This is a genomic window from Ktedonobacter racemifer DSM 44963 (genome assembly GCF_000178855.1).
GTDB classification, from domain to species: domain Bacteria; phylum Chloroflexota; class Ktedonobacteria; order Ktedonobacterales; family Ktedonobacteraceae; genus Ktedonobacter; species Ktedonobacter racemifer.
This window is the reverse complement of the sequence record NZ_ADVG01000002.1, coordinates 1,473,741-1,498,939: the sequence shown is the minus strand read 5'-3', so window position 1 is coordinate 1,498,939 and position 25,199 is coordinate 1,473,741. Positions and strand designations below refer to the sequence as shown.

Genomic DNA, 25,199 nt, shown 5'->3' with positions numbered 1-25,199 from the left:
CTTATCTTCTTCTGCGGAAACCAACACCACGCTTGCCGTGCCCCCGAAGAGGGTAGACAGCGTAGCGCTCAAATTTCCGAATAGGCAGTACGCGCAGAAGATGAGAGCACGGTCCTCCATAAAGGCGCCTGCTCACATATTTGTAACAATACGCTTTTCTATAAATATTATACATTCGGTATGGAAAAATAGATATCAACAAGTGTGAAATTGTTACAAAAGTCACGGTATATGTTGGTAATAATCGATATCTGGAATTAAAGCATTTGATTTTAAAATATATACAAATACAGTCCATATAGAAAATAAAAGTATAGAGATCTATCATCTGGGGATGAAAACGGTCAATATTTCTCGCAAAATCGTGGCTATTTGTGGTGTGTGATGTGGAAAGGCCGCCGGCTTTTCCACATCATACACCACAAATTACCCCTCTTTTTTGAGCTGGTGGAGTGCCAGGAGGGCGGCTTGTGTCACCGCGGGATGTGTGATAAGCAGTTGTTGCAGGAGAGGTGCGGCTTCCTGGTCATGATACTGAGCGCTGACCTGGCAGGCCAGGCCGGCTACTGCCGCGTTCTGATCGCTGAGGGCCTGGCGAACGCTTGTCCGGCTTTGGGCTTCGCTGCCTGTGGCATCAAGGATACGTAGTGTCTCTAGAGCGGCCAGGCGTACACGTGGATCGAGATCGTTTAGCCCCTGATAGCTTAATGTTTGTGCTTCGGGCGTGGGAAGCTGGCGGCAGGCTTGAAGCATTGCCACAAACAGCAGGCTCCCCGCATAGTCTGTCGCCTGTGGCTCCAGGAGCGCCTCCTTGAGTGGAGAGCGCCGACGCCTGCCGGAGGGATCGATGACGTTCGCCATCAGCTTCTGTAGCGCAGGGACAGCGCGCAGGTCACCAAATTGTCCAAGAGCCAGGCAGACGCTGCTCAGCGCCCGAGCCTGCTCCTGGTGTCCCAGCGTACGGACGCTATCCAGGTAGAGCAATAGAGGGTCTACGGCGCGAGTCTCGCCAAGCTCAGCCAGGGCCTGGGCGAGGAGGGGCTGGAGGGTAGCCTGCTGGGAACAGAGGGCGGTAAAGAGCAGTTCGCGCCCGCTGTGTTGCATCCATGCTTCAATTTCAGGCATCATGGGGAGGCAGGGATAGATCTGAGCTACAAGATTGCTCTCCAGGGCATGGCCCTGGTTGATGGCCTGCCAGTAGCGAGCACAGAGCGCTCCCAGGGCATGAAGGGCGAGTGCTGCCTGCCATGATGGCAGCTGCCTTGCACTTTTGAAGAGCGCGCTGGCCTGGTCTGCGAGCGAGCGCGTAAAGAGGCGTGGGACCGCTTCCTGGTACGGGGATGGCTCTTTACTCTCCTCTATCACATAATAGAGCACAAGCGCCGCCTGCGCGGCGAGCCGGGGCTGCTGCCTGTTCTGCTCCAGGTAGGGTGCCAGGTCGAGCGCGTGATAGAGTGCGCTCGCCGCATAGTGCTCCAGGCCGGGCATCTTAGCGATCCCATGCGTCAGCAAGAATTCCGCAAATGGTGCATGCCCAAGGGCCAGGCATTGTTCAAGAATGGCGAGCCTGTTCCAGCCCCTGGTCTCGCAGAGAGTTTGCAACAGGACCTGTTGCGCCTGATTGTGCCCCAGGTGTGCCAGAGCCCGCGCTGCGTAGAATGAGGTCGAGGGATCATGGAGCAGGGCCTGTAGCATCGGCAGTGTGTCCTGGGCGTCTCTGGCGGGCGAGTCCGCTGCTGGTGTGCCTACCTGTTTATAGTAGCCAAGCAAGAGGATGGCGATGCGACGAGCGTAGTTATGAGGCTGTGTGGTAGAATCATCACCTGGTGTCTGAGAGGAAACATCGCCTTGCTGGATAAGATAAAGCCAGGCAGGAAGCAAGTGTCCCCGGCGGTCGATTTCAAAGAGGGTAGCGAGGAGGTGAGGGTGCCAGAGAGAGAAGGGGCCGACTGGTAGGAGTTCAGTGAGGCGCGCAGCGACCTCCTCGGGTAGCGCTTTCCGCCAGCTCAAGCGGGTCAGAAGACAGGTGATCTCTCTCCGCAAAGCATTCAAGCTGGCCTTGTGCACTGGTGTCTCTACATCAAGCAGAGGTTGTACCTGGTGGAGGAGTCTGTACTCCAGCGCGCCCGTTGAAAAGCTTGCCAGGTCGTCTGGTAATTCTGATAATGGCTCCCGGGCATGCTGTATGTCAGGGGCCTCTGGTTTAAGCATATGCACAATATGTGTATGGTCTTCAACTTCGTGTTTCTCCATCAGTGACGGTATATCAGCCTCTAGAGGCGCTTGTTTAGAGCTTGTATCTGGCATCCCCATCCTCCCCATCTCTTTTTGAATGTTGTATGTACAATTATAATTTTAAGGGAATATATGCTCATTGTACCTTTTTGGCTCGTTTCGGTCAAGAATAAAAACGAGGCGGAAATAGTGTTCGCTTGCCCTTATTTGCATTTATACTAAACTAGATAGAATTTGTACATGTGTGGCTGGTGCGAGGTATGATATGTCTTCGGCTGAAGCTCTATTCGCGCGCGTAATTGTGGAGATTCGCGCGCTCATTAATTGTGATATTGTTTATCTGGACCTGGTGTGTACTGAGACTGCACTGGCTCATCCCCTGCTTCAGCGTCTCTGCGCCCGAGAAGATCTTCAACGTACATATGGCAAACCAGGAAACTGGGATGAGGAGATGGAAGGTGCCTTGCGAGCGCTCTATGACATTACCACGCAGATGGGCGTACCCTGGATTAGCAATGCGGCGCGCTTGCCTGGTCAGGCGTCTGTTGGCAGTCTGGCGGTTGTCCCGGTCTCGAGTTCTGGTGGGGTGTTGGGAATGCTGGTGTGTTGCCATACCCGGCCTGAGTTCTTTCATCCCGGAATTATGCATCTCTTACAACACTACCTGGCGACCGGATCGCGCCGGCTGCTTGAGGGACTGATAGAATTGTATGGAGAGAGCTGTGTCAGGCGATATCAAGACACCAGCGCGCAGCTTATGCAAGAGCAGCATCATTTTCTCGCCCTTCTTTGCCATGAACTGCGCCGCCCATTGACGGCCCTCAAGGGCTATACCGAGCTTTATATGACCTATGGCGATGATCCAGGTGCGCAGGAGGCCAGTTTAGAGAGCTTAGATTGGCGCGCCTACTTACGCATGGTTCAGGAGAAGACACAGCAACTGGAGTTATTGCTAAACGATGTACAGGATGTGGCGCGAGTCAGCCAGGGGCAACTACGTATGAGCCTGGATGCGGTAGATATTGTGAGCCTCTGTCGGCAAATGATTACATCTGAGCAAGAGCGCCTGGACCAGGTAAGCCCGGGTCAGTATCGCCTTTCTTTGGAGGTCGCGGAAGTCGCGGAAGTCGCGCGCGAGATGCCACCTGCCTGGGTGGACCCAGCGCGTGTACGCCAGGCGCTGGCTAATTTGCTTGATAATGCCATCAAATACTCTCCTCAAGGAGGGTTGATCGAGATATTGGTGACCGATCATGCTCCCTATAGCGGATCTTCTTACTCCCTTGTGACAACGCATACAGAGCGTGAGCGCTCGGCGGAGAACCACTATCTCTATGTGACTGTCCATGATCACGGGGTCGGTATCCCCCGCCACCTGCAGCAAGCACTTTTTCGACCCTTCACGCGCCTGGAACACGATATGCATGAGCGCGTGCCGGGAAATGGGTTGGGACTCTACCTTGTGCAGAGCCTGGTTGAGCAGATGCATGGGCAGGTATGGCTTCAGAGTGACGAAGGGCGCGGCACGAGTATTACGCTAGCCCTGCCCATCGCGCCCATGCCTATGACAGATGAGAAAATGCCTCAACCAGAGTATCGGCAACCTCAACGCGCTAAAGCCCCGACTCCAGACGAAATAGTACTGCATATGCCATAAAGCAGCAGTACCTGGCCAAGGAACGCTCACAAAGGTATGTCTGGTGATAGGCTGGCGCTGCCAGCCTATCACCAGACATACCTTTACCCCTTCTCAGGCTAGATGGTAGAATGAAGTAGGCTCACGCTTGTTTGGCACTTGCTAAATAAAGCACAGTTTGTTATAGTGTGCGTGTATATTCCTCATATTTGATGTTTTCGAAGGGAAGAGTTATGCGAGTAGGTCTGCTTGAAGACGATATAGCCATTCAAGAAATGGTCATGCTCGTGCTACAAGATGAAGGCTATCTGGTGGCGGCCTATGCCGACGCTGAGGCATGCCTGGACGCCCTCACCAATACAGCATCAGACTTCGAACCCGTTGATCTATTAATCGTCGATTGGCGCTTGAATGGAACGATGTCGGGCTTCGAGGTGATCAAGCAGATGCGTGGCTTTCCCCACCTGGCCTCCTTGCCTATTATTTTAACTACCGCGGCAACGTTCACCGATATCGAGGCCCTGCGCGACCTCCGGGTCTCCCTGCTCGAAAAGCCTTTCTCAGTCGACGAGATTATTTCTCTAATTAAAAGTGTTACAGGACCACTGGCGTCGTCATAGCCCTAAATGTCCTATGCGCTTCGTCACGCACCCTCCTTCTAGCCTTAAAAAGCTTAGCCTTTTTTAAGTTTTCTCTGGCGCCTCTTCTCGCCTATGCCTTTTTTCTTCTCTCCTGACCATAGATACGTCCCTGTAAGCTCATCCTTTCCTTAGAAATGCTTAAGTAAACCTTAGAGAACGCTGAAAATTTTCTGGCAGGGGTTGCCCCCTCTTTGGGGTTGCTGTTATGCTTTAACTGTTAACGAACACAGCAAGCTGTTGTAAGTTCATCCAGGTGGACAGATAGTTGCTGGGTTTACGAAGAAAGCTTCACCTCTGCTGTATCCAAAACGTTACATGCGTCGTGTTTAGTGTATGAGGTATACAACAGCTTGACTCTAAAGTAAAAATAGAGCGAGCAAGGAGCTTATCTTCCATTGCGAGAGTTGGAGAGGTTGTCTGTTTCAGCTCTCTAGTGTGGTTCGCAAGCATTGACGACGAGAAGTCACTAGAAACTGAAGAGGAGAAAATCGATGCAGTCACAAAAAGGTCGCGGTCGTGGTTTCGCTTCTATGAGTCCCGAAAAGAAAAAAGAAATTGCGAGCAAAGGCGGAAAAGCGGCTCATGCTCTCGGCACAGCCCACAAGTGGACCAGTGAAGAGGCCCAGGCTGCCGGGCGTAAGGGTGGCTCAATCAGTCGCCGCCGTTCGAAGTACAACGTACAGGCGTAGCCTTTAGTGCTCATGTATGGGCATACGCATGCCTGTATTCGCATACAATACTGCTGCCTGTACTAAAGTAGAGCAATTCAAAAGAGGCCGATGCTGCTTTCCGGCCTCTTTTCTTTTTTCTCAGCTTACCCCATATGCAGGTTTTTCCTACCGCCTACGGCGGCAACAGAAAGAGGAATTGGGGACACCCAAACCCCGCCAGGGGCGCTGCCCCTGGACCCCGTTGCAAGCTAAGGAAGTGTCATGAAACTAAGGAAGTGTCATGTAAAGCGTCGGATCTTTAAAGTGATTATTATCCACCACCATAAAATGCACATGGGGACCAGAAGAGGCCCCGGTGCTCCCCTCATACGCGACGACATCCCCTTTATTGACGTTTTGTCCCACATGGACGATATAGCTAGCCAGGTGCCCATAGACGGTCGCGATATAGCGCCCATGATTAATCTTGACGGCATTCCCCAGGCCCGACCAATCCCAGCCTACCCAGATAACCTGCCCGCTATCAGATGCCATAACCGGGTTGCCATACGCCGTTGCCAGGTCGATTCCAGTATGCGGCTTGACGCAACTGCACCAGGTCTGATACTCGGGTAAGCCAAAGCCCTGGGTGATCCTCTCCCCTTTCATTGGCGGCTGCATATCGCCTGTGCCCATGACTCCACTGTCAGTGACCGCCGTGGCACAGATCCCCCACAGGCCCATATAAGGGGCATTGCAGGATCCCTCCAGGGTCGTCAAGGCAGGCGTGGCGGTGGGGGTCGCGATATGCTGGGCTGGACTGAAGGGATTTTGCGCGTCGCTCAACAACAGGTTGCCAATACCTTGCAGGAGTGGCGCGTTCGAGTTGCCAAGTGGTGTGGTGACGACCACAGTCAAGAGTAAAATAATCAGCATACTCACCATGGAGATAACAAACTTCCGTGAGCGGCTCCGTGGTGTGGGCACTGGTGGCAGTGGCGTGGTCTTTACGACGCGAGGCGTGCCGGGAATGTACGTGAGGGGACGTGTCCCCGCTTTAAACGTCGCGTGTCCCGATTGAGAGGACATGGTGCCGAGTGGGCGTGTGGTGAGCGGCGAGGTGGCGGAGCGAGGAGGGGTATTGAGTGCGGGGAGCGGCCTGCTCTCTTCGGTAGAGACGGAAGAGAGTTGGCGCGTGATTCTCTGCCCCTGCCTTGCTACTGGCGCATCCTGCGGTGTCTGTAAGGGGCCTCTGGGCGTCTGTTTTGGCCACTCTGCCATATCAGGCGTTCCTTGTGGTGCGCCAAAAGGGACGAGGGGTGTCCCGGGCATATATGGGGTGGGCTGTGGCGGCTGAAAGGAGGGAGAGGGCGCATTGCCCCATGGAGTTGGCATGGGGATTTGTGGGGGCACAGGCACAGGATTCTCGCTCTGCTTTGAGCGCGAGGCGGGCGTTTTTTTCTTCGTGGATGAAAACATAATTAAAATCCTCGCTGATGGCGTTGCCGTCGCGTTTTTCTTTTACCTTCTAATGTAGCTGATAAACTCGGCCTTTACTAGCCTCTCCGGCTATGGATAGCTGAAAAAGGCTATTTTGTTTCCTTATAAGGCCATATGTCAGAAAATGAAGATATATGAAAATAGCACGAGATGATGACGTTTTATTCATAGCTGCCAAAAATAATGGCGATCAAAGCTTGTTTAGGATGAGGTGAAACAGGGAAGGGAAAAGATCCTATTTGAGGTTGGGAGGCTATATACCCTGCTCTTTATACCCGCAAAGTAGGACAGGGAGAAAGTAATAATATTATTTATGCCTGAACAAAAAAAACAGCATGCGTTGACAAAGGTGTGGGGTGGTCGTGTCTTTCGCGTGTGGGGTGGCCGTGTCTTTCGTTTTAATATCCGCAATTTTCGTTTGAGTGGAGGGCTGACCTCACGACGCTTTAGTATCGTAGAGGCCGCTCTGCTCTTGATGATTGGTATCCTGGCTTCAAGGGGTCTGGGTGTCATCCGCCAGGGCCTTTTTAACGCCTTCTTTGGTACCGGTCCCGAGGCCAATGCCTTCTATGCTGCGATCCGTCTACCGGATGCTCTCTTCAACCTGATCGCGGGCGGCGCGCTGAGCCACGCCTTTATCCCGGTTTTTCTGGCGTATGAGAAGAGGAAGGGACAGGAGGCAGCCTGGAAGCTCTCCAGTCTGGTCTTTAATGTCATGCTGCTGGTCTTGACGCTTGTCGTGATCGGGGGCGAGTTTTTTGTACCAACCTTTACGCGTTCGCTCCTGGTCCCAGGCTATAGCGAGGCCGAGAAGGTCCTAACAATCTCGCTAACACGCATACTGCTCTTTCAGCCTCTATTGCTCTGCCTGGGAACGATTGTCACCGGCGTCTTAAATAGTAAGCGCCAGTTCCTGTTGCCCGCCTTCTCCATCGCGATTTATAACTTGGGCCAGATTGCCGGGTTGGCCTGTACGCGCTTCATTCCTGGCATAGGCATCTATGGCCCCACCTATGGCGTGCTGGTGGCCTCGTTCTTGCAGGTCGCGGTGCAGGCTATCCCGCTCTTCAGGCAAGGGGTGCGCTACTCGTTTACCTGGAATTTTCGCCATCCAGGTCTGGTGGAGGTCCTGAGACTCCTGGGGCCCAATTCGCTCGCGCTTGCCGTGGCCTACCTGGCCCTTATCATCGAGACTTATTTCGTCTCCTTCCTGCCCGATTCCGCCAGCCTGGCGGCGCTACATAACGCCGATATGTTACAGGCCCTCCCTTTCTCTCTACTCTCGCAGGCCATCGGCCAGGCGCTTCTGCCGCATATGACGATCCATGCCGCCGCAGGACGCTATGTGCGCATGCGCTACATGGCCTTGAGGGTCATGGGCGCCTCCATTTTATTGACGCTACCCGCGGCGATAGGCTTAGCCGTTACGGGTCAATGGATTATCCGCCTGATCTTCCAGCATGGAGCCTTCGATGCCCACTCGACCGCGCTGACCTACCTGGCGCTATTGGGATATGTCTTTGCCATTCCTGGGGTCACGGCAGGCGACATGATTAGCCGTGGCTTCCTGGCCTTGAAGGATGCCACGACCCCGCTCTTTACCGGTATCCTCTCCCTGCTCTGTCGCGTGGGCACCATTATCGTGCTCATCGGTGTACTACCACGCGCTTACGTCATTCTCGCGATCCCCCTGGGCTACGCGCTAGGGTCCTCGGTAGAAGCGTTCACTCTGGCCTCACTCCTGCTCTGGCGCCTGGGCAAGAAGGCCCGCCTGGATGCAGGGATGCAGCGCCTCCTACGCTATCGCCGCTACCTCGCCCGCACGCGCCAGGAAGTCCTCGCCAGCCCGTCCTCATCCCTCTGAGCAAAGGGCCAGCGTTCCCTTATCCCTCAGCACAAGGGAGATGTGCCGTACCTCTTTATCCCTTTGACGGATTGTAATATGAAGTGCGACACCAAGGGATAGTGTGTGGGCATGAGTTGCGGGCTCCGCTCGCAACTCATGCCCACACACTTTATACCTGTGAGCGCCGCTGGCGCGAAAGGAAAGGACCAATGATAGGGGCCTTCGCCCCTAGAGCTAAGGACCTTCCTCTCTACACACAAGGCATGTGCTTTTCTACACTGCTATTATAGGATCAGGGGCCGATATAGATAGGTGTGGGGAGAGATGGGAAGTGGACTTTTGGGTTATAGGTGTGGCCATCTGGAAGGTATGAGGTGTACAAGCCCCTGATCACCTTGGGGAGGGCTGCAAAAACACGATATAAGAAGATTGGGAGAAAGGAGTGTGCGGCTCAACTCCTGCCTATGCATTGCTCTTCGATGATAGAGAGCATAGGACAGATTAGGGGTAGCTGCTCTGTTAGTTACATGAAAGCACGCGCCGTACGTATAGATACAGCCGTTGAAACAACGGGAATGGTTTCATCACAACCACAGGCTAGGCTGCACTCCAGTCCACCTGTAGGGGAGAGTATCGCAGCCCTCCAGGTACGTATTCAAGTGCAACGTGATGAAAAGGCCCGCCTCGCCAGAGTGGAGCAAATCAAGTCACAGGTAGATGCGGGAACATATCAATTGGATAATCAGGCAACGGTATATGGCCTGTTAGGTTCGCCTCTTGACTGGGGCTTTGTGTGCATGAGTGCACCAGACATCGACTAATGCCAACAGCCGCACACAGGGAGACATGAACTTCCTTTCTTACAACGGGGATTGAGCAACGTGGGGACTGGCGAGAAGGGTATCCGCAAGGCGGGTACCCTTCTCTTTCTTTGCTAGTAGCTCCAGTTAAGGCCGCACTGGGAGCAGTGACGGGCGGGATGCTCGCTCTCAAAGGCGCGGCGGAAGGCCTCATAGCGTTCCCCAAACCAGATTTGCTCGATGGATTCCTGGAAGACATTGCCCAGCACGCGCTCCTCGCGGTATTCGCGCGCGCTGCGATGCCCAAAGGGAGCAAAGCAGCAGGAGAGCACATTGCCGCTGGAGGTGATGTAGGTCAGATTGTAGGGGCGTGTGCAGCCGGACCAGGGGCGCTCCCCAAAGTCGCGTAGAATACTCTGCATCGGCGTCGCGGACCCGGCGGCGTTGAAACGGATGCCCAGCTCTTTGCACAACTCTTCGCTACGGCGTACCAGGGCCAGCTCTTCCTGACTTGAGCGGCGGAAGAGCGACTGTTTTGAGGCCGCCAATCCCTCTTCAAAGTAGACCAGGCGCTGCATATAGACCTCGGGGATACCCGCCTCGGCCGCCAGCTCAACCAGGTGCGGCAGCTCGTGCAGGTTTTCGCGCATGGCGGTGAACCAGAGCGAGATGGCTGGCTTGCTGGCGTCACGCGCCTTCTGCAATTGCACAAAGGCTCGAACGTTGCGCCAGATTTTCTCAAAGGCATCGACGCCTCGCACATGCGCGTAGGTCTCGCGGCTGGAGCCGTCCATCGAGAGGCGATACTCGTCGAGGCCGGCATCGATAAGCTCCCCGCCCTTCTTCTCAGTCAGCGCGATGCCATTGGAGTTGAAGAGCACATAGGTGCCGCGATCCTTTAAATAGCGCACCATTTTAGGCAGGTTTTTATTTAACAGTGGCTCGCCCAACCCATGCAGCACGACGCGGTCGAGCACCGGAAACTGATCGACGATCTTGCAAAACTCGTCGAAGGGCAGATCGCGGTCCTCTTCACGCGAGAGCAGCGTGCGTGGACACTGCTGGCAGAACTCATTACAGCGGCTGGTGGGCTCGATATAGATGGAGCGTGGCAGCGTAAGAACAGGTGTCGTGATCGTCATACGGACTCCTTTGTGCGGCTAAAGGCCTTGGTGAGCGCGGGATGCGTGACTAAGTGAGCGGCAGTGATTGGCGCCAGGCCTGGTTTTGCCTGGAGTATCTCCGCTAGCTTAAGCAGGTCGGGTAGTTCATCTACGTCCTGAAGTTGTTCCACGAGGTGGACAGAGAGCCGCTGCCGGTGCGCGGCATCAATCGTCATCTGTGTTACCACATCGGTACTCATGGGAATGCCACTAAAGATGTCGTGCGCCTGGCGCATGCCCAGGAGGTAGTAACCACCATCCTCGGCTGGCCCCAGCACAACATCTGTTGTATTCAGGCGCTCGTTTACTTCATCAATAATTTGACGCCTGATATGTGGTGAGTCAGAGCCAAGCAGGATCGTCTTGTGAAACCCCCAGCGCTCCGTCCAGCGAAAGATATGATGTAAGCGTGTATTGAAATCCTGGCCCTCCTGGGGAAAGCTGCGCATGTGTTGTCCCTTGCCAGGAACAAGCTCCTCTAATAGCGCGTTGTAATCGACATACGCGGGCGAATAAGCCCAGTGTAAGGTATAGGGGGCATCGGTCTCACTAAAACGCAGGGCCAGGTCCTTCAAGAAGGCGCGATAGAGTAGCACTGTTGCCTCATTCCCAATGGAGCGTGCCAGGCGCGTCTTGGTTTTTCCAGGCTCGGGGGCGCGCGCTATAATGACGAGCGCTGTGTCATCCATGCAGTCCTCCTTGTTGATGCATACCGGAGCGTGGTGCTGAGCATATAGTAGGCTGCCTTGACGCTGCCAACAAGCGTACCTGCGACCTTGGAGCATCCATGACTGCGCTGGCGGTAGTGAATAGGAACCTCCAGGATGCGATAACGCGCCCGTGCTGCCTTGACCAGCATCTCCACAGGCCAGCCAAAGGTCATCTCGCTCATATTCAGCCGTGCCAGTTGCTCGCACCGAATGGCGCGAAATGAGCCGATATCGTGGAGGGTGGCATCATAGAGGAGGGTGATCATTCGGCTGACCAGCCAGTTGCCCAGACGGGCCTGGGGCGGGATCGCCCCCTTCTCTGCTTGTTTGCTTACGCGCGACCCCATCACCAGGTCGGCCTGCCGCGAGAGGATCGGGGCCAGCATCTCGGGAATATCGGCAGGATCATCACTGCCATCCCCATCCATAAAGAGGGCGATTTCCGCGCCCAGACGGCGCGCCTCCTGTAGCCCCCGAAAGCAGGCGCGCCCATAGCCACGCTCCGCCGTCTGAACGACGATAGCTCCCGCCGCACGCGCCACCTCGGCCGTTCTATCGGTGCTGCCATTATCAACAACAATCTGCCAGTTAATGGTATCGTGGGGGAGGGTTGGAAGCAGGTGCCTGAGGGCCTCCTCTTCATTGAGCGCGGGAATGATAAGCGCCACCTTTTGGGCTGTCATGAGCAACTCCTTACAAGACTACAAGCCAAATAGCATGATCGGCGCAGCGGATCACACCGCACCACTCTCTCCTTTTCACGTCCAGCCAGGAAGATTTTTACAGCGGAAAGCAGAAAACAGAAATTTCCTAGTGCAAAAACATTTGATCTATTCGGCTTTTCCTTGTTATACTCTTTTTGCTGATCCAGGCTGGATGCGGGAGGCGACTGCTGAGCTATCGGACTATTTCTTCGATCCGTCTGAGGATCCTGCACTAGGGCTATAACAGCCAGCCATGCTCTTCCGTTTCGTCTCGCAAGCTCGTCTCTGAGTAGGATAGATGGGCGTGCGGCACTCGCATTCGCGAGTGCCGCACGCCCATCTATCCTACCCTTGAGCGCCGCAGGCGCGAAAGCTGACCTTTGCTCCTCTTGCTTTGTGAGGAAGCGTGAGGTATACTGATATTATAGTAAACCTCAAGTAATCGATTTAACTTACTCCACTAAACAGGCTCTACAAGCTTATTTTCCCCTTCAACACTAATCACACATCATCCACATAAGTCTAGAAAAGACCAGCAAAATATATTGCATAAGGTGTCAGAATTAGGTGTCAATTTTATCCCTTCATAAAAGCTCCATAACACTTTATGGCAAGCCCTTTAAAGACCAATTACTATGCATGTCAAAGCACATAAAAATAACCGATACTGGACTAAGCCAAATATCGAGTAAGGTGTCATTAAGCTGTAAATCCCAATATTAAACGGATCTGTCCCACTTTTGGTGATGGCTGAGCTACCTAATACAAAGTGCGAGAGAAGCAAATGGATAGCTGGTCAATACCATTCTGAGGCGCTCGGAGGGGATTCTGGATCAAACTCATAGTTGTATGCCTCCATATCATCTGCGGCCTTTGCAACAAACGCCTGGAAACTGGGGGCAATGAGATCAGGCGTTTGAAGTGCGTGGGGGGCAAAAACGATCTGCCCAACCTGACCTCCTGGGCCAGGCACCATATCCAGACAGAAAAATTCACTTCCATATCCACCCCAGAGAAACGGAATTCGCTGAGGATGCCACAAAAAAGGTTGAACTGGCCAGGTACCATTATTGCCGTCGTCGTGCTTTGTTCCCGGCCTAGCTAGTGCCACTACCTCGCGCGGAATGCCTACTATCTGGTTGAGGGAGAGTGTTATATGCTCGCTACACCCGAGAGGAGCAAGTAAACACCCCCCGTTATGCAAGCGGTAGCACGTTTTGAAGTCCTCCGGAAGGGGAACGCCGAGTGCTTTTTCTGCCTGGAGCAGTTCCTCTTCAGAAGCCCCTGGACGAAGCAGGTCCAAGAGGTGAGGTGAGTGGGTGGCGAACCCCTGCTCAATCCGCTGCCACAGGATGCTCATCGATTCCATCGTCTTTCTGCCTTTCTTTTGCCCGAGCATGACCACATGCCTTTCTCCACCTTTCTTTTTCAGAACGCTCCACGTGGTCATGCTCTTCTCATCAAGACGGATTTTTTACAAAGCATGGAGAACCCGCTGGCGCAGCAAAGGAAAGCCAGCTCGCCCATAGCCCATACGGTTGATCAGCTTGAGTTTATTCACCTTTCCTTCAACGATCCCATTGCTTTCGGGTCGCGTCAGCCCCGCTTGCACCGCCGCTTTATCTCGTTCAATCCCCAGAACGAAGCTCTGAAATTCGGGGATCTGACTGGCAACGGCTTTGGCCAGCCACGTATCAAGGTTTTCTCCGGTGCGTGTGCGCAGCATTTTGGCAAACTCCTGCACGAGAGTGTACGTCAGATCCAATTCGGGATGGCTTTGGCGGAGCTGAAGAATGGTCCCTCGTTCCTCTTGATCCAAGTCTTCGGTTCGCCGCAGGAAAAGAAACATCACCTGCCGCACTGGGAGAGGAGCTGGGGAGAGCCTGGCTCCTTTGCATGTGTTCTTTTTGCCTCCGGGAAGCCGGCGAATCAGGTGATCCCGCACACTCGCATATGATCCCTTGTAGCCTCGCGCCACGATCTCTTGATGAAGGTAAACCATATTGTGGCATCCCGACTCCCACCGCTGAAACAGATACGGCAGATACGGGCCGATGCGGCTGACATAGGGGCCGCGCGTGGTTTCAGGATACGCGCCTGCAGCAAGCCAGTTACTGACCGTGCTCGAACTGATGCCCACACGCTCGGCAATAGCAGCTTGGCTCATTCCAAGGTTGCGCAAAGAGACCACCTGCTCATACCGGGCGAGGCGCTCTTCCCGGTATGCTTGTTGCTGGCGCTCGACCTTGGGAGAGCGTCTAACCGATTGAGGAGCTTGCTCAATGGGAAGGTGTTCCTCAAGGATGTCTTGGGTTTGAGCCTTTCGCTTCGCCGCCAGGTGGCGTGCCAAGCATCCTTCCACTGCCTCCCCCAAATTTTTCAATATATGGAAGCGATCGGCACACTGAACCGCCTGGGGAGCACCCGTAGCTGCGGCAGAGGCATAGTCTCCCCCACGATCCCGGCTCACCAGCTCGATTTCTGGGTGCGCCGCCATCCACGTCTTAGCCGACTCTTTGGTTCGATCTGGCAGCACGTCGAGCACCTGGTGCGTGTGAAGGTCCACAATGATCGTCCCAAATTTGCGTCCCCGCCTGAAGGAGAAGTCGTCAATGCCCATCTGTGGAACATGTCCGACGGCTTTGGGAGGCAGGGCCATGATCCGTCGCAGAATGGTCTGCCGTGAGGTCTGGATGCCTAAACGATCTGTGACCCGCAAGCCAAGCCTGCCGCCGGTCGCCAGACCAATGATCTGCACGAGTTGACACAGCCGCTTCGTCACGCGTGCAAACGGGTCAACAAACGGGGCAAGGCGCTCTGCAAAGATTTTGCGTGGGCAAGTGCTTTCCTCGCAAAAGTATTTACGGACACGAATAAGTAAATGAATGGATTATCCTGTGCAGGGCAGATCGGCAACGTGGCGTGTGTAATAACTATGCACACGCCTGGCCGCGCTCCTACACAACGGACAACACGGGAATACTTGAGTCGAAACCAGGGTCACGGTAAGTACATCGTCTCGTTTCTCGAGTCCCACCAAGTGGAATCCCTCGGGCAAGGCCAGAACTGGCTTCACTTCCCTCATCGCGCGTCTGATCCTCCTCTGAAGTACGGTCTCTCTCCAGAGAAGCATATGTCAATCGATGGGTTGAAGCAAACAAACAAGCGGCATCACCGAGAGTGTGCCAGATCCCACGAAGAATTCGATAAGGGCAAAGGCCCGCATGCACTCTTGCGGGAAATCACCGTAAAAGATCCCTCCCGGAAATGGACGAGAGGCGCTATCCACCAAATACTGGCAGACCCCCGCCGTACTGGAAAGAAAGCCAGGGCATTTACACGGCACCAGAAAGACGCTAAAAAACCGTTCGAGACGGTAGAGCTACCGGAAGGCACCTACCCAGAGATCATAGCGCCTGAACTGTTTGAGCGGAACCAGGCACGACTGAGCGTAAAACGGGCAGAGGCAGCGCGGCAATGTGAAGAACCTGAACGGTTCCTGTTGCGTGCTGGCTACATCAGGTGCGAAATCTGCAGCTGCAATATGCATGTGAACGCATCAAAGAGCAGGCACGCACCTATATACTTCTGCAAGGAAGATGGGCATAGCAATACCATCAACTCAGAAAAGATCGACACGCTCGTATGGGGCTACATGATTAAGCTGGCTGATGAAATAGGGCTGATTGAGCAGGCTATCCAGTTGGCGACTAATAATAACAGCAGCCTCCGTGAGATAACGGCCATTGAGAATAGCATTGTAAATTCCCAAAAAAAGATAAGCCAGTATACAGAAGACATTGCCAACCCCGCCTTGAAAGGACAAGCAAGGGATGTTATATTAGGATTACTTAGTGACGAATACACAAACCTACAGATAAAGCAAGAAGAAAAATCGCTTGTTGAAGCAGGCATAATTGATATGGAACGCTTAGCTGTTGAAGCTGAGAAAATCCTTACATGGTGCAAGACAGTCAAAGAAGCCAGGGAGGAACTATCCTACCAGGGGAAAAGAGACTTTTTACGGATACTCGGTATAAAAGTCTTTATCGGCAAGTCTGACAAGCGTCGTGATGACTTGATATGGAGGATAGAGGCTAACCTTCCAGAAATCCAGGAGCTGATTATGAGCAGTACACACAAACGGGAAAGCGTGGCTAGTGTCATGCACCTCTCCACTTGTTACCCCTGATCTCTTCATGCCTTTTCCCCATGCATAATCTCTCGGAATCCTGAGTACACAGAGCTATATAGCCGTGATGTAGGGTTCCGCTGCAGAAACTATTCTCCTACGCTATTCGATAATTAGGCGAGTGTGGCTGTGCACATTTGTGCGTGTGCACCTAGCCGGCTTGATTATATATCCATTTCCATAAGCAACCCTTAAGGAAACAGTCTCTGTTTTGCTGTTGTGTTTCCGGTGCGCGGTCCGGGATGGAATTGGTTGTGTTTGCTCGCGCTTCCCGAAAGGATTTTTATGAGTGATGGTAGTTTACTTAAGGCTTTAAATGTTTCACGTCGCTATCTCGATGTGGTACAAAAACCTCAACTTGAGCGCAAAGAGGCCCAGTGGTTGATCGAGACTACGGTCGAGAACTTTGCGAAGTATTACAATAGCGGTTTTATTGAATACCGCAAATCGGTCGCGGAGGCCGAAGATGTGGCCGCGGTGGAGTGGAATGGGCGGGGCGCCACCTTTAAAGATGTGTTGGGGCGCGAGTTCATTGATTGCCTGGGTGGCTTTGGCATTTTCAACCTGGGCTGGTCGCATCCAAAAGTTATTGCCGCGGTCCAGGCGCAACTGGGCAAGAGTGCTCTGCCCACACAGGAATTGCTTGATCCGTTGCGTGGCATGCTGGCGCACCTGCTGGCAGAGGTCACGCCGGGCGATATCCAGTATAGCTTCTTTGTCGGGAGTGGAACCGAGGCCGTTGAGGGCGCGATGAAGCTTGCCAAACTGTATACGGGCAAGAGTGGCTTTATCGCCGCGGTCCGTGGCTTCCATGGTAAGACGGCTGGATCGCTTGCGCTGACAGGGAAAGCGGTCTTCAGACGACCCGCGCTCCCGCTCCACCCCAATGTCTATCACGTCCCCTATGGCGATGCTCAGGCTGTCGAGCAGCAACTCCGCATCGCACGCGAAGTGGGCAACGATATCGCCGCCGTTGTGATGGAGCCCATTCAGGGTGAGGCGGGCGCGATTGTGCCCCCCGATGACTTCTGGCCGAGCCTGCGCCGCATCTGTGACGAATATGAAGTGCTTTTGATCGCGGATGAAGTGCAGACCGGCATGGGACGGACAGGCAAGTTCTGGGGTGTTGAGCACTGGAACGTGGCGCCAGATATTATTACTTCCGCCAAGGCGCTCGGTGGTGGGGTGATGCCCATTGGGACCTTTATGGCGACGCCAAAGATCTGGCAGGTCTTCAACGAAAATCCTTTCATTCATACTTCAACCACGGGTGGCAACCCCCTGGCATGTGCCGCCGCGCTTGCCGCGATCAATGTGACCCTGGAGGAGGGCATCGTTGAGCAGGCCGCGGAGAAGGGGGCCTACTTCAAACGCCAGTTGGAGGGCCTCGCCGAGCGCTATAGTGATATCTATCGTGGGATTAGCGGTAAGGGTCTCTTGCTCGGCCAGCATTTTGTCAATGATGAGACTGGCTATGCCGTGGCGTCGGGCCTCTTCAAGCGCGGCGTGCTTATCTCAGGGACGCTCAATAACTCACGCGTAATTCGCGTCGAACCCCCGCTGATTATCAGTTATCGCGAGATCGACACGATTCTTGATCGCCTGGAGGATACGCTGCGCTCGCTGCGCGGCCGGGTGGTGACGCCTCTCCCCGTTGCCGGGAGCGAGCCTATGCCCTTCTCAGCCATGTCGCTCTACCCCTCCAATCCCTGGGCCGCTTTCGCCTAGAAATTAGGAATGGTGAAATGTGCGCGCATGGGTAACGGGCCTGGCCCGTTACCCATGCGCGCACATTTCACCATAACCCCTAGCGCGGATTGTCGATGAGTTTGCGCGTGGTATGTAACCACTGCTCGGGGGCGTCGTCGGGGATGGAGCAGCCGTTGGCGAGGATCAATTTGTGTCCTTTGGTCTGGATGATGGCGGAGAGCATTTCGTTCTCAATCTCGGTCTCGCTGCCATGTGTCAGGGGGCCGCGCTCAAAGAGTCCACCCATCAGGCACTTCTCGGTCAGGGTTCGCGCCTCCTCCAGGTTTGGACCCGTCAGGCGATCACTCCAACTTAGGACCTGCGCGGGATAGCGATCAAAGAACTCAAAGTAGATCTGGTCCGCACCCTGGTTTGGATCAGCGTGGATATGGATGGTGTTGAGCCAGCCGCCATTGGCGCCGCGCAAGGCCTGTATGTCATAGGGATAGCCAACCGCCGCATACTCATCCAGGGTCAGATCGGCCGTGGTCGCGCCCATGCATGAGAAGAAGATGCCATTGGCACCCGCCTCAAGCGCCGCCTCCATCAGTTTATACAGGTTGGCCGCTATCGTCCCCAGGCCCTCGCCAAGCAGGTCAGGCTGTTGTTTGGCAGCCTTCAGTGCCTGCTCTTTACCCAGGAAGCGTATGGCATAAGTCAGTGGGCTAAAGAGGGTGAGCAGGATGGGATAGTCGTCACCCAGCATCCCGCGCAGAGTACGGACACAGGTGACCTGTTCACGAAAGCTCGGCGTATCCAGGTCCAGGCGGGGCAAGAAGCGCATCTGCTCGACCGTTATCTGCTCCGTGTCTGGCGCTGGATAGGGGAGATCGGGCATAATCTTCGCGATATCTAGCTTAAAGGTGTCGACAAAAAAGTGCTTGGTCAATTCGGCCAGGCGTGTGCCCGATCCCTCAGGCCGAAAGTGGTGCCAGAAGCAAAGTGGCACACGATCCACCTCTTGGCCTGCCACCGCGGCGCGAACACGTTCTCCAGGGGTCATGGTGCTCATGGCGTCTCCCTTCCTACTCATAGCTGTCGTCTGACATCTCTTTGGTAGCGCTAGATTCAGTTGAGCGTGGTGTGATGGCGATTGGCCCCAGGCCCTGCTCATAACGGCTGCGGTCATAGTCTGAGCGCTTGCGCGCCCGCGATAAGAGTTGTTCGTCGAGCCAGTTGGCGATCAGCACGCCAACCGTGGCCCCGCCTATAAGGGCGGCGATCTTGGCCAGCGAGGACGATGTCGAATTACTCATGATCTCTTCGATCCTTTCTGGACCTCTTACAAGATGACTAAACACTGCGTGCACGTTGCTTTTCCGGCCTTTGATGGTGTGGTACAGTAACCGCGTACGCAAGTAGCGGGCTACCACCTCGTTACTACTAATACGATGGAGCCTATCAATCCGTTGGCTCACCCATAATGGTGATGTACACTGACAAATTATATGAATGGCCTCTCCATGTGCTAAAATCTGCTACTGAGTTCTAAAAATGTCGTCGTTTTGTCATTGTCGATGAGGGATGTGGTATGGAGAATTTGCGGCGCCGTATCCAGGTCGCGCGGGGAGAGCAGTCCGGGGATCTTTTGTTGCGCAATGCGCGCCTGGTGAATGTGTGTAGCGGCGAGTGCTATCTGGCCGATGTGGTTTTGGCCGATGGATATATCGCGGGTATAGCTGCCCCTGGATCAGGCTATCAAGCAAAAGAAGAGCGTGATCTGGAGGAACGCTGGCTCGCGCCTGGCCTGATCGATGGACATATGCATATCGAGAGTACGATGCTCCAACTCTCCGAGTTCGCGCGCCTGGTTGTTCCACGTGGCGTGACGGCGGTGATGCTCGATCCACACGAGTTCGCCAATGTCCTGGGGCGCGAGGGCATCGAGTATGTGCTCGATGCCGGAAAGGATCTCCCGCTCACCAGCTATGTGCTGCTCTCTTCATGCGTCCCTGCCTCGAGCTATGAAAGCCCCTATAAGGTCATGCATGCTGAAGATCTCCTGCCCTTGCTCTCACATGAGCGCGTTCTTGGCCTGGCGGAGATGATGAATATGCCAGGTGTGCTGACGCTGGACGAGCAGGTCCTCGCCAAAATTGAGGCGACGTATCGGCATGGGCAGGTGGTAGACGGCCACGCACCGGGGCTACGTGGCAAGGACCTGAGCGCCTATGCCGCCGCTGGCGTACATTCCGACCACGAATGCACGACGCCGGAGGAGGCCCGCGAGCGTATCCGCCTCGGGATGTGGTTGATGATTCGTGAAGGCTCGGCGGCGCGCAATCTCGAAGCGCTGTTGCCCCTGGTACATGAATTGCGCCCACCACGTGTCTTCTTTGTAACCGATGATCGCGATCCGCAGGACCTGGTCGCGCGTGGGCATATCGATTCCATGGTGCGCCGCGCTATCGAGTTGGGCCTGGAGCCTGTGGAGGCCATTCGCCTGGCATCCTATAATACGGCGCAGTATTTCCGCCTGTATGATCGCGGGGCGCTGGCCCCCGGCTTCGTCGCCGATATGGTGGTGCTCGATGACCTGAAGACCTTTAACGTCGAGTCGGTCTATAAAGATGGTAAACTGGTGGCATGCGCGGGCCAACTCACGGTTCCCGCTGGTGGCGCACAGATGCGAGAAGCTCCTAATACCATCCATATTGGTAATCTCACGCTTGACAAATTCAAGCTTCCGGGCCAGCCCGGGAAGGTCGAAGTCATTGGCATTGAGCCTGACCAGATCACGACACTGCACCTGCAAGAGGAGGCGCCGTGCCTGGATGGTGAGCTTGTTGCCGATCCAGCGCGGGATCTGCTCAAACTGGCGGTCATCGAGCGGCATCATGCCAGCGGTCGCGTTGGGCTGGGGCTGGTGAAGGGCCTGGGCCTCAAGCGCGGTGCCCTGGCCTCGAGCGTGGCCCATGACGCGCATAACCTGGTGATCGCGGGTACCAATGATCAGGATATGCTACACGCCGCGCGTGCGCTGGAAGAGATGGGTGGCGGCTTTGCCTGTGTGGTAGATGGCGTGGTGCGTGCGCGGGTACCCCTGCCGCTTGGAGGGCTGGTCTCGCTGGAGCCTGTCTCCGTACTTTTGCGGCAGTTGCAGGCCCTGGATGCTACGGCGGCAGAGCTTGGCTGTGCCCTGGCGCACCCTTGTATGACCTTGAGCTTTCTCTCGCTTTCGGTGATTCCGGCACTAAAACTTACAGACCAGGGACTGGTCGATGTTGAAACGTTTACATTGCTTCCTCTTCAACGAAGGTAATCGTACATGCTACTAAAGCTTGTTGAATATCATTGGGCGGAACATATTGAGGATGCCCTCCTCCTGCTGGGGCGGTTGGATGTGAAAACCGTTCCCCTGGCTGGGGGGACATATTTATTGGGTGTGAGGGATGAGCATATTCAGGCGGTTGTGGATCTACGTGATCTGCAGCTCGCGTATATTGAGGATAGCTCCAACAATAACTCTAACTATCTTCGCATTGGAGCCATGACCACCTTACAGACGCTCTCAGAGGCTCCTCAACTCAAAGGCATAGGCATTGATGTGTTTTCACAGGCCGCGCACGCCTCCGCCTCATCGCGCCTGATCCGCAATAGCGCGACCATTGGGGGCACCGTTGCGACGGGTCCAGTCTCCCAGGCCGATCTCTTGACGGCCCTGGTGGCGCTAGATGCCGAGATAGTCGTACGCTCAGGCTCGCGCACACAGGTGAATCTCAGTGGAGGGTCGACGGATCGCCCCGGCCTGGCCCTCTCCGGCGTGGTCTTCAAGGGTCGACAGGAGCGTCGCATCGCCAGTAGCACGTTTGAGTTAGAGCGCCGCCCCAACGAGTTGATTACCGAGATCGCCATTCCGCGTCCACTCACCGCCTGTGGTACCTCTTTTCAGCGTGTGAGCCGTGCCCCCTCTGACGCCGCCCTTCTGAACGCTGTCGCTCTCGTCGAGATCGAGAACGGTCTCTATAAGCGTGTGCGCCTGGCCTTTGGTGGTGTGAACATGGAGCCCGTACGCGTAACAGCCATCGAGCAGCAATTGGAGGGTCAGCCCGCGGCCCAGCCGGTTAGCTCAAACACGCTCCAGGCCATTGTGCGCAATGGCATCCCCCTCTTCCGACCTCCAACGGATGTGCGCGTAAGTGGAAGTTATCGACGCGTCAGCGGCGCAAACCTGGCGTTTCATGCATTAGAAGAGGCGATCAATAGCGCGCACTGGCGTAGTAGCGTCGCCTCAGGCACAGGGAGAGATGTCTAATGGAACTAGAGCTACAGATTAATGGCGTCATCACCAGTTTGCAGGTGGAGGCGAATGAGACGCTGCTCTCCCTCCTGCGGCGCGAAGGGTACTATGGGATCCGGCAGGGCTGCGAGACGGGCGATTGTGGCGCCTGCACGGTAGTTGTAGATGGCGTGGCTCGTTCAGCTTGTGTGATGCTGGCGGCTCAGGCCGGCGGCTGTTCCTTGACCACGGTCGAGGGTCTACCCAGCGCACAGGGCTTGAGTACCCTGCAACGCTCCTTCGTCGAGGTCGGGGCCGCTCCCTGTGGCTTCTGTTCTTCGGGTATGCTGCTTTCAGCCTATGCCTTACTCCAGCGCAACAACCATCCAAGTGACGATGAGGTGCGCGAGGCTCTCTCGGGCAACCTCTGCCGCTGTGGCGGATATGAGAAGCCTGTGCAGGCCGTCTTGCGTGCCGCCGCCTTGCTACATGGCGAAGAGGTTGAGGAGGTAACCCCCAACGTCGTGCGCCAGAGCGAGCAGAATCCCCTGGCCGCTCTGGGCATGGATCGCCAGCTTACCGCAAATGGCGCGACCGATCGCTTGCCCGTGATTACCAGTGGGATGAGCGCCAACGCCGATACCGAGTACGCCATCGTCGGCAAGTCGTTGCCGATGTACAATGCCGCGCAGCTTGTGAGCGGCACGCCAACCTTTGTGACCGATATCGAGCGGCGTGGTATGCTGCACGCGCGCCTGCTGACCAGTCCCCACGCTCATGCCGTCATTCGTGATATAGATGTCGCGGAGGCCAGGGCCGTCTCCGGCGTACATGCCGTATTGACATATAAAGATGTGTCGCGCTCTCCCTATTCCAGCGTCGAGCGTGGGCTATTGGAGAGTGGCCCATATGACCAGTTCTTACTCGATTATGTCCTGCGCTATGCGGGGGACCGCGTGGCGCTCGTCGTCGCGGAATCACCTGAGATAGCTGAAGAGGCCCTGGGGCTGATTCAGGTTGAGTATGAAGTCAAGCCTGCGCTGCTCGATCCCCGCCAGGCGCTGGAACAGAATGCACCGCGTGTGCATCCTGAGTCGGAGGCGCGAGGTATTTTCGATGCCGCCCATAATATCGCGACACGTGTGCGCAACGAGGTCGGCGATGTCGATAAGGGCTTCGAGGAGGCCGACGTGATCGTCGAGGGTGAGTATATAGTGCCAATGGCACAGCCCGCCCCACTTGAGACCCATCGCGTGGTAACCTATATCGACGCGGATGGGGTGCTGGTTGTCAGGACCAATACACAGAGTCCGCATCATGTGCGACGCACCCTGGCGCGCCTGCTTAATCTACCCCTACGCAAGGTGCGTGTCATCCGCCCCGAGGTCGGTGGCGGCTTTGGTAGCAAGCAAGCTGTGGTGCTAGAAGACCTCTGCGCGCTGGCGACCCAGGTGACGGGGCGACCCGTGACCCTGGCCTTCTCCCGTAGCGAGGAGTTTACTAGTGGCCCCGTCTGGCCAAACTATATCATTCGCCTCAAGACTGGCGTCAAACAAGATGGCAAGCTGGTAGCCAACCAGATGGCGCTTCTGACCAGTACTGGTGCCTACGCCACGCATCCTCTTACCGCGCCCGAGGGCGTGGTTTCACAGGCTCTCTCGCTCTATCCCTGCGCGAATATGCGCTATGTCGCCGAGGTACTCTATACCAACACACCGCCCTCCAGTGCCTTGAGAGGCTATAGCTCCGCGCAGGAGGCCTTCGCCCTTGAGAGCCATCTGGACGAGATCGCGCGTCGCCTGCGCTTGGACGCTCTTGAATTGCGTCGCCGTAACTGGCTGCGCACAGGTGATGAGCTTGTCCTGGCCAAGGTCGCTACCGCGGGCCAGGATGTCGGCTCCCTGCTCGTGGAGAGCAGCGGGCTGGCCGAATGCCTGCGCCTGGTCGAGGAGAAGCTGGGCTGGCATATCAAGCGCGGAGTGGTCAACAATGGACGCCTGCGCCGTGGCGTGGGCGTAGCTCTGACGATGCAGGGCAGCCCCCTGCCTCCAGCCTCCACCAGTGGCGCGACCATGAAGCTTAACGAGGACGGGTCCTTTGATGTCTTCGTTGGCGCCGGTAGCTGCGAGGATAACGAGCGCACCCTGCTGGCCCAGGTCGCTGCTGAGACCCTGGGCGTGGCTCTGGAGAGCATAGTCATCTATACTGAAGATACAGCTGTGACGCCCACGGCCATAGGTGAGGGGGTCACCTCGACGCTCTACCTTGGCGGTGGCGCTGTGCGCAAGGCCGCCGAACAAATGCGCCGCCAGATCCTGGCCATCGCAGGCCGAATGCTCAACGCCTTGCCCGAGTCCTTGAAGATGAGCGACGGCCTGATCTCTGGCGCGGGTGAGCAGGATTTCACCGTTGCCCAGGTCGCGGCCTACGCGCTCTATGTCGAGAATCGCCAGTTGATGACCAGCGCCTCCTGGCGCCTAGCGCAGGTGCCTCTGACCTTCGCCGTGGTTGGTGCGGAGGTAGAGGTTGATACTGAGACCGGCGGTGTGCGTGTGGAGCAGATTCTCGCCGCCGTGGATGCCGGACGCGTCATCAATCCCCTGCTCACCGAGACACGTATTCAGGGATCGCTTGCTCAGGGCCTGGGCAGCGCCTTAAGCGAAGAATTGCTCTATGACGCGAAGGGGCAGCCGCTCACAAAGCACCTGGGTGACTATCATCTGTATAACGCGGTTGATATGCCGCGCACTCAGGTCTACCTGGTCGAGACGACCGAGCCTGCCGGGCCTTTTGGGGCCAAAGCCGTCTCCGAGGTCGCCATGGGCGCGGTCGCCCCGGCCATCGCCAACGCCGTGGCCTCCGCCACCGGAATCCGCTTGCCATCGCTCCCCCTGACCCCTGAGCGCATCTTACGCGCATGGCACGCGCAACTCCAGGCCCAGGCGCAAGCCCAGTCCCCCGCCCAGGAACCCATCCGCTCCTAAAAATTGATATTCAATAAATAAATATGAGATATGGAGATGCTTGCGGCATCTCCATATCTCATATTTATTTATTGAAAGACGCGCATATGCTATTTTATCTCCCATGCTAAAACAAAGTAGGTGCATGGCCCGGGTGGCGTGAGGGAAATTAGTTTTAGCAAGGGGGAAGA

18 protein-coding genes and 1 pseudogene are annotated in these 25,199 nt (G+C 55.6%); 10 read left to right on the top strand and 9 right to left on the bottom strand.

The genetic code is table 11. From position 1 onward, the window contains the following. Positions 1 to 426: 426 nt before the first annotated feature. A complete protein-coding gene (locus KRAC_RS22855; RefSeq protein ID WP_007911187.1) occupies positions 427 to 2,307 on the bottom strand; it encodes a HEAT repeat domain-containing protein in 1,881 nt (626 codons plus the stop codon). 193 nt (positions 2,308 to 2,500) lie between these two features. Between KRAC_RS22855 and KRAC_RS22850 the strand changes: the two genes are divergently transcribed. The 3 genes from KRAC_RS22850 (at position 2,501) to KRAC_RS22840 (ending at position 5,201) form a co-directional block, all read left to right on the top strand. Continuing rightward, on the top strand, positions 2,501 to 3,892 hold the full coding sequence (locus tag KRAC_RS22850) for a GAF domain-containing sensor histidine kinase (protein ID WP_007911186.1): 1,392 nt from the start codon (positions 2,501 to 2,503) through the stop codon (positions 3,890 to 3,892). Positions 3,893 to 4,104: 212 nt separating this feature from the next. Then, entirely contained in the window at positions 4,105 to 4,491 is a 387-nt protein-coding gene (locus KRAC_RS22845) for a response regulator (RefSeq protein WP_007911185.1), read from the top strand. A 512-nt stretch (positions 4,492 to 5,003) separates the two neighbouring features. Beyond that, complete coding sequence (locus KRAC_RS22840) at positions 5,004 to 5,201, top strand: KGG domain-containing protein (RefSeq protein WP_007911183.1); 198 nt, start codon at positions 5,004 to 5,006, stop codon at positions 5,199 to 5,201. 249 nt (positions 5,202 to 5,450) lie between these two features. Here KRAC_RS22840 and KRAC_RS62255 read toward each other — a convergent pair whose 3' ends face one another. Beyond that, positions 5,451 to 6,641: a M23 family metallopeptidase gene (locus tag KRAC_RS62255; RefSeq protein ID WP_007911181.1), complete on the bottom strand. Its 1,191-nt coding sequence runs from the start codon at positions 6,639 to 6,641 to the stop codon at positions 5,451 to 5,453. A gap of 334 nt (positions 6,642 to 6,975) precedes the next feature. On the opposite strand from KRAC_RS62255, the gene murJ reads away from it, so the two are divergent. Both murJ and KRAC_RS71550 read left to right on the top strand, forming a co-directional pair. Beyond that, complete coding sequence (murJ, locus tag KRAC_RS22830) at positions 6,976 to 8,526, top strand: murein biosynthesis integral membrane protein MurJ (RefSeq protein WP_007911179.1); 1,551 nt, start codon at positions 6,976 to 6,978, stop codon at positions 8,524 to 8,526. 557 nt (positions 8,527 to 9,083) lie between these two features. Next, positions 9,084 to 9,329 (top strand): flagellar biosynthesis anti-sigma factor FlgM, encoded by a 246-nt coding sequence (locus tag KRAC_RS71550; protein ID WP_157506977.1) that lies wholly within the window; start codon positions 9,084 to 9,086, stop codon positions 9,327 to 9,329. A 113-nt stretch (positions 9,330 to 9,442) separates the two neighbouring features. Here the strand turns inward: KRAC_RS71550 and KRAC_RS22820 are convergent, their stop codons facing one another. The 5 genes and pseudogenes from KRAC_RS22820 to KRAC_RS22800 all read right to left on the bottom strand — a co-directional run bounded on the left by KRAC_RS22820 (position 9,443) and on the right by KRAC_RS22800 (position 14,970). After that, the gene (locus tag KRAC_RS22820; protein WP_007911174.1) at positions 9,443 to 10,450 is read right to left on the bottom strand and encodes a radical SAM protein; all 1,008 of its coding nucleotides are present in this window, start codon (positions 10,448 to 10,450) and stop codon (positions 9,443 to 9,445) included. Beyond that, positions 10,447 to 11,160 carry a TIGR04282 family arsenosugar biosynthesis glycosyltransferase gene (locus tag KRAC_RS22815; RefSeq protein ID WP_007911172.1) on the bottom strand — a complete coding sequence of 238 codons (714 nt, stop codon included), beginning with the start codon at positions 11,158 to 11,160 and terminating at the stop codon, positions 10,447 to 10,449. Before KRAC_RS22815 ends, KRAC_RS22820 begins: the two co-directional genes overlap by 4 nt. Next, positions 11,133 to 11,864: a glycosyltransferase family 2 protein gene (locus KRAC_RS22810; protein WP_007911170.1), complete on the bottom strand. Its 732-nt coding sequence runs from the start codon at positions 11,862 to 11,864 to the stop codon at positions 11,133 to 11,135. The genes KRAC_RS22815 and KRAC_RS22810 overlap by 28 nt, the downstream gene beginning before the upstream one ends. Positions 11,865 to 12,681: 817 nt before the next feature. Beyond that, positions 12,682 to 13,254, bottom strand: a complete 573-nt coding sequence (locus tag KRAC_RS22805) for an SMI1/KNR4 family protein (RefSeq protein WP_157506974.1) — start codon at positions 13,252 to 13,254, stop codon at positions 12,682 to 12,684. 105 nt (positions 13,255 to 13,359) lie between these two features. Beyond that, positions 13,360 to 14,970: pseudogene (locus KRAC_RS22800) on the bottom strand (ISL3 family transposase). 48 nt (positions 14,971 to 15,018) lie between these two features. On the opposite strand from KRAC_RS22800, the gene KRAC_RS22795 reads away from it, so the two are divergent. Both KRAC_RS22795 and KRAC_RS22790 read left to right on the top strand, forming a co-directional pair. Next, positions 15,019 to 16,077, top strand: a complete 1,059-nt coding sequence (locus KRAC_RS22795) for a recombinase family protein (protein WP_007911168.1) — start codon at positions 15,019 to 15,021, stop codon at positions 16,075 to 16,077. A gap of 285 nt (positions 16,078 to 16,362) precedes the next feature. Next, positions 16,363 to 17,805 (top strand): putrescine aminotransferase, encoded by a 1,443-nt coding sequence (locus KRAC_RS22790; RefSeq protein ID WP_007911164.1) that lies wholly within the window; start codon positions 16,363 to 16,365, stop codon positions 17,803 to 17,805. Positions 17,806 to 17,884: 79 nt separating this feature from the next. On the opposite strand, the gene KRAC_RS22785 is transcribed toward KRAC_RS22790, so the two are convergent. After that, entirely contained in the window at positions 17,885 to 18,838 is a 954-nt protein-coding gene (locus KRAC_RS22785) for a uroporphyrinogen decarboxylase family protein (protein ID WP_007911163.1), read from the bottom strand. A gap of 13 nt (positions 18,839 to 18,851) precedes the next feature. Then, the gene (locus tag KRAC_RS71545) at positions 18,852 to 19,082 is read right to left on the bottom strand and encodes a hypothetical protein (protein ID WP_007911162.1); all 231 of its coding nucleotides are present in this window, start codon (positions 19,080 to 19,082) and stop codon (positions 18,852 to 18,854) included. A 275-nt stretch (positions 19,083 to 19,357) separates the two neighbouring features. Here KRAC_RS71545 and ade point away from each other — a divergent pair, with 275 nt between their 5' ends. Genes ade through KRAC_RS22765 form a run of 3 tightly spaced genes read left to right on the top strand, consistent with a single transcriptional unit; the run spans position 19,358 to position 25,029 of the window. Further along, a complete protein-coding gene (gene ade, locus KRAC_RS22775; RefSeq protein WP_007911161.1) occupies positions 19,358 to 21,088 on the top strand; it encodes an adenine deaminase in 1,731 nt (576 codons plus the stop codon). 6 nt (positions 21,089 to 21,094) lie between these two features. Further along, positions 21,095 to 22,081, top strand: a complete 987-nt coding sequence (locus KRAC_RS22770; RefSeq protein ID WP_007911160.1) for an FAD binding domain-containing protein — start codon at positions 21,095 to 21,097, stop codon at positions 22,079 to 22,081. After that, positions 22,081 to 25,029, top strand: coding sequence for a molybdopterin-dependent oxidoreductase (locus tag KRAC_RS22765; protein ID WP_007911159.1), 2,949 nt, complete (start codon positions 22,081 to 22,083; stop codon positions 25,027 to 25,029). The genes KRAC_RS22770 and KRAC_RS22765 overlap by 1 nt, the downstream gene beginning before the upstream one ends. Positions 25,030 to 25,199 lie beyond the last annotated feature (170 nt).

Bases quoted from the DNA above. Each gene is read 5' to 3' on its own strand.
- ade (WP_007911161.1), top strand. From the start codon at position 19,358: ATGGAGAATTTGCGGCGCCGTATCCAGGTCGCGCGGGGAGAGCAGTCC.
- KRAC_RS22815 (WP_007911172.1), bottom strand. From the start codon at position 11,160: ATGGATGACACAGCGCTCGTCATTATAGCGCGCGCCCCCGAGCCTGGA.
- KRAC_RS22770 (WP_007911160.1), top strand. From the start codon at position 21,095: ATGCTACTAAAGCTTGTTGAATATCATTGGGCGGAACATATTGAGGAT.
- KRAC_RS22845 (WP_007911185.1), top strand. From the start codon at position 4,105: ATGCGAGTAGGTCTGCTTGAAGACGATATAGCCATTCAAGAAATGGTC.
- KRAC_RS62255 (WP_007911181.1), bottom strand. From the start codon at position 6,641: ATGTTTTCATCCACGAAGAAAAAAACGCCCGCCTCGCGCTCAAAGCAG.
- KRAC_RS22765 (WP_007911159.1), top strand. From the start codon at position 22,081: ATGGAACTAGAGCTACAGATTAATGGCGTCATCACCAGTTTGCAGGTG.
- KRAC_RS22790 (WP_007911164.1), top strand. From the start codon at position 16,363: ATGAGTGATGGTAGTTTACTTAAGGCTTTAAATGTTTCACGTCGCTAT.
- KRAC_RS22850 (WP_007911186.1), top strand. From the start codon at position 2,501: ATGTCTTCGGCTGAAGCTCTATTCGCGCGCGTAATTGTGGAGATTCGC.
- KRAC_RS22820 (WP_007911174.1), bottom strand. From the start codon at position 10,450: ATGACGATCACGACACCTGTTCTTACGCTGCCACGCTCCATCTATATC.
- KRAC_RS22795 (WP_007911168.1), top strand. From the start codon at position 15,019: ATGTCAATCGATGGGTTGAAGCAAACAAACAAGCGGCATCACCGAGAG.
- KRAC_RS71545 (WP_007911162.1), bottom strand. From the start codon at position 19,082: ATGAGTAATTCGACATCGTCCTCGCTGGCCAAGATCGCCGCCCTTATA.
- KRAC_RS22810 (WP_007911170.1), bottom strand. From the start codon at position 11,864: ATGACAGCCCAAAAGGTGGCGCTTATCATTCCCGCGCTCAATGAAGAG.
- KRAC_RS22855 (WP_007911187.1), bottom strand. From the start codon at position 2,307: ATGCCAGATACAAGCTCTAAACAAGCGCCTCTAGAGGCTGATATACCG.
- murJ (WP_007911179.1), top strand. From the start codon at position 6,976: ATGCCTGAACAAAAAAAACAGCATGCGTTGACAAAGGTGTGGGGTGGT.
- KRAC_RS22805 (WP_157506974.1), bottom strand. From the start codon at position 13,254: ATGGAATCGATGAGCATCCTGTGGCAGCGGATTGAGCAGGGGTTCGCC.
- KRAC_RS22785 (WP_007911163.1), bottom strand. From the start codon at position 18,838: ATGAGCACCATGACCCCTGGAGAACGTGTTCGCGCCGCGGTGGCAGGC.
- KRAC_RS22840 (WP_007911183.1), top strand. From the start codon at position 5,004: ATGCAGTCACAAAAAGGTCGCGGTCGTGGTTTCGCTTCTATGAGTCCC.
- KRAC_RS71550 (WP_157506977.1), top strand. From the start codon at position 9,084: ATGGTTTCATCACAACCACAGGCTAGGCTGCACTCCAGTCCACCTGTA.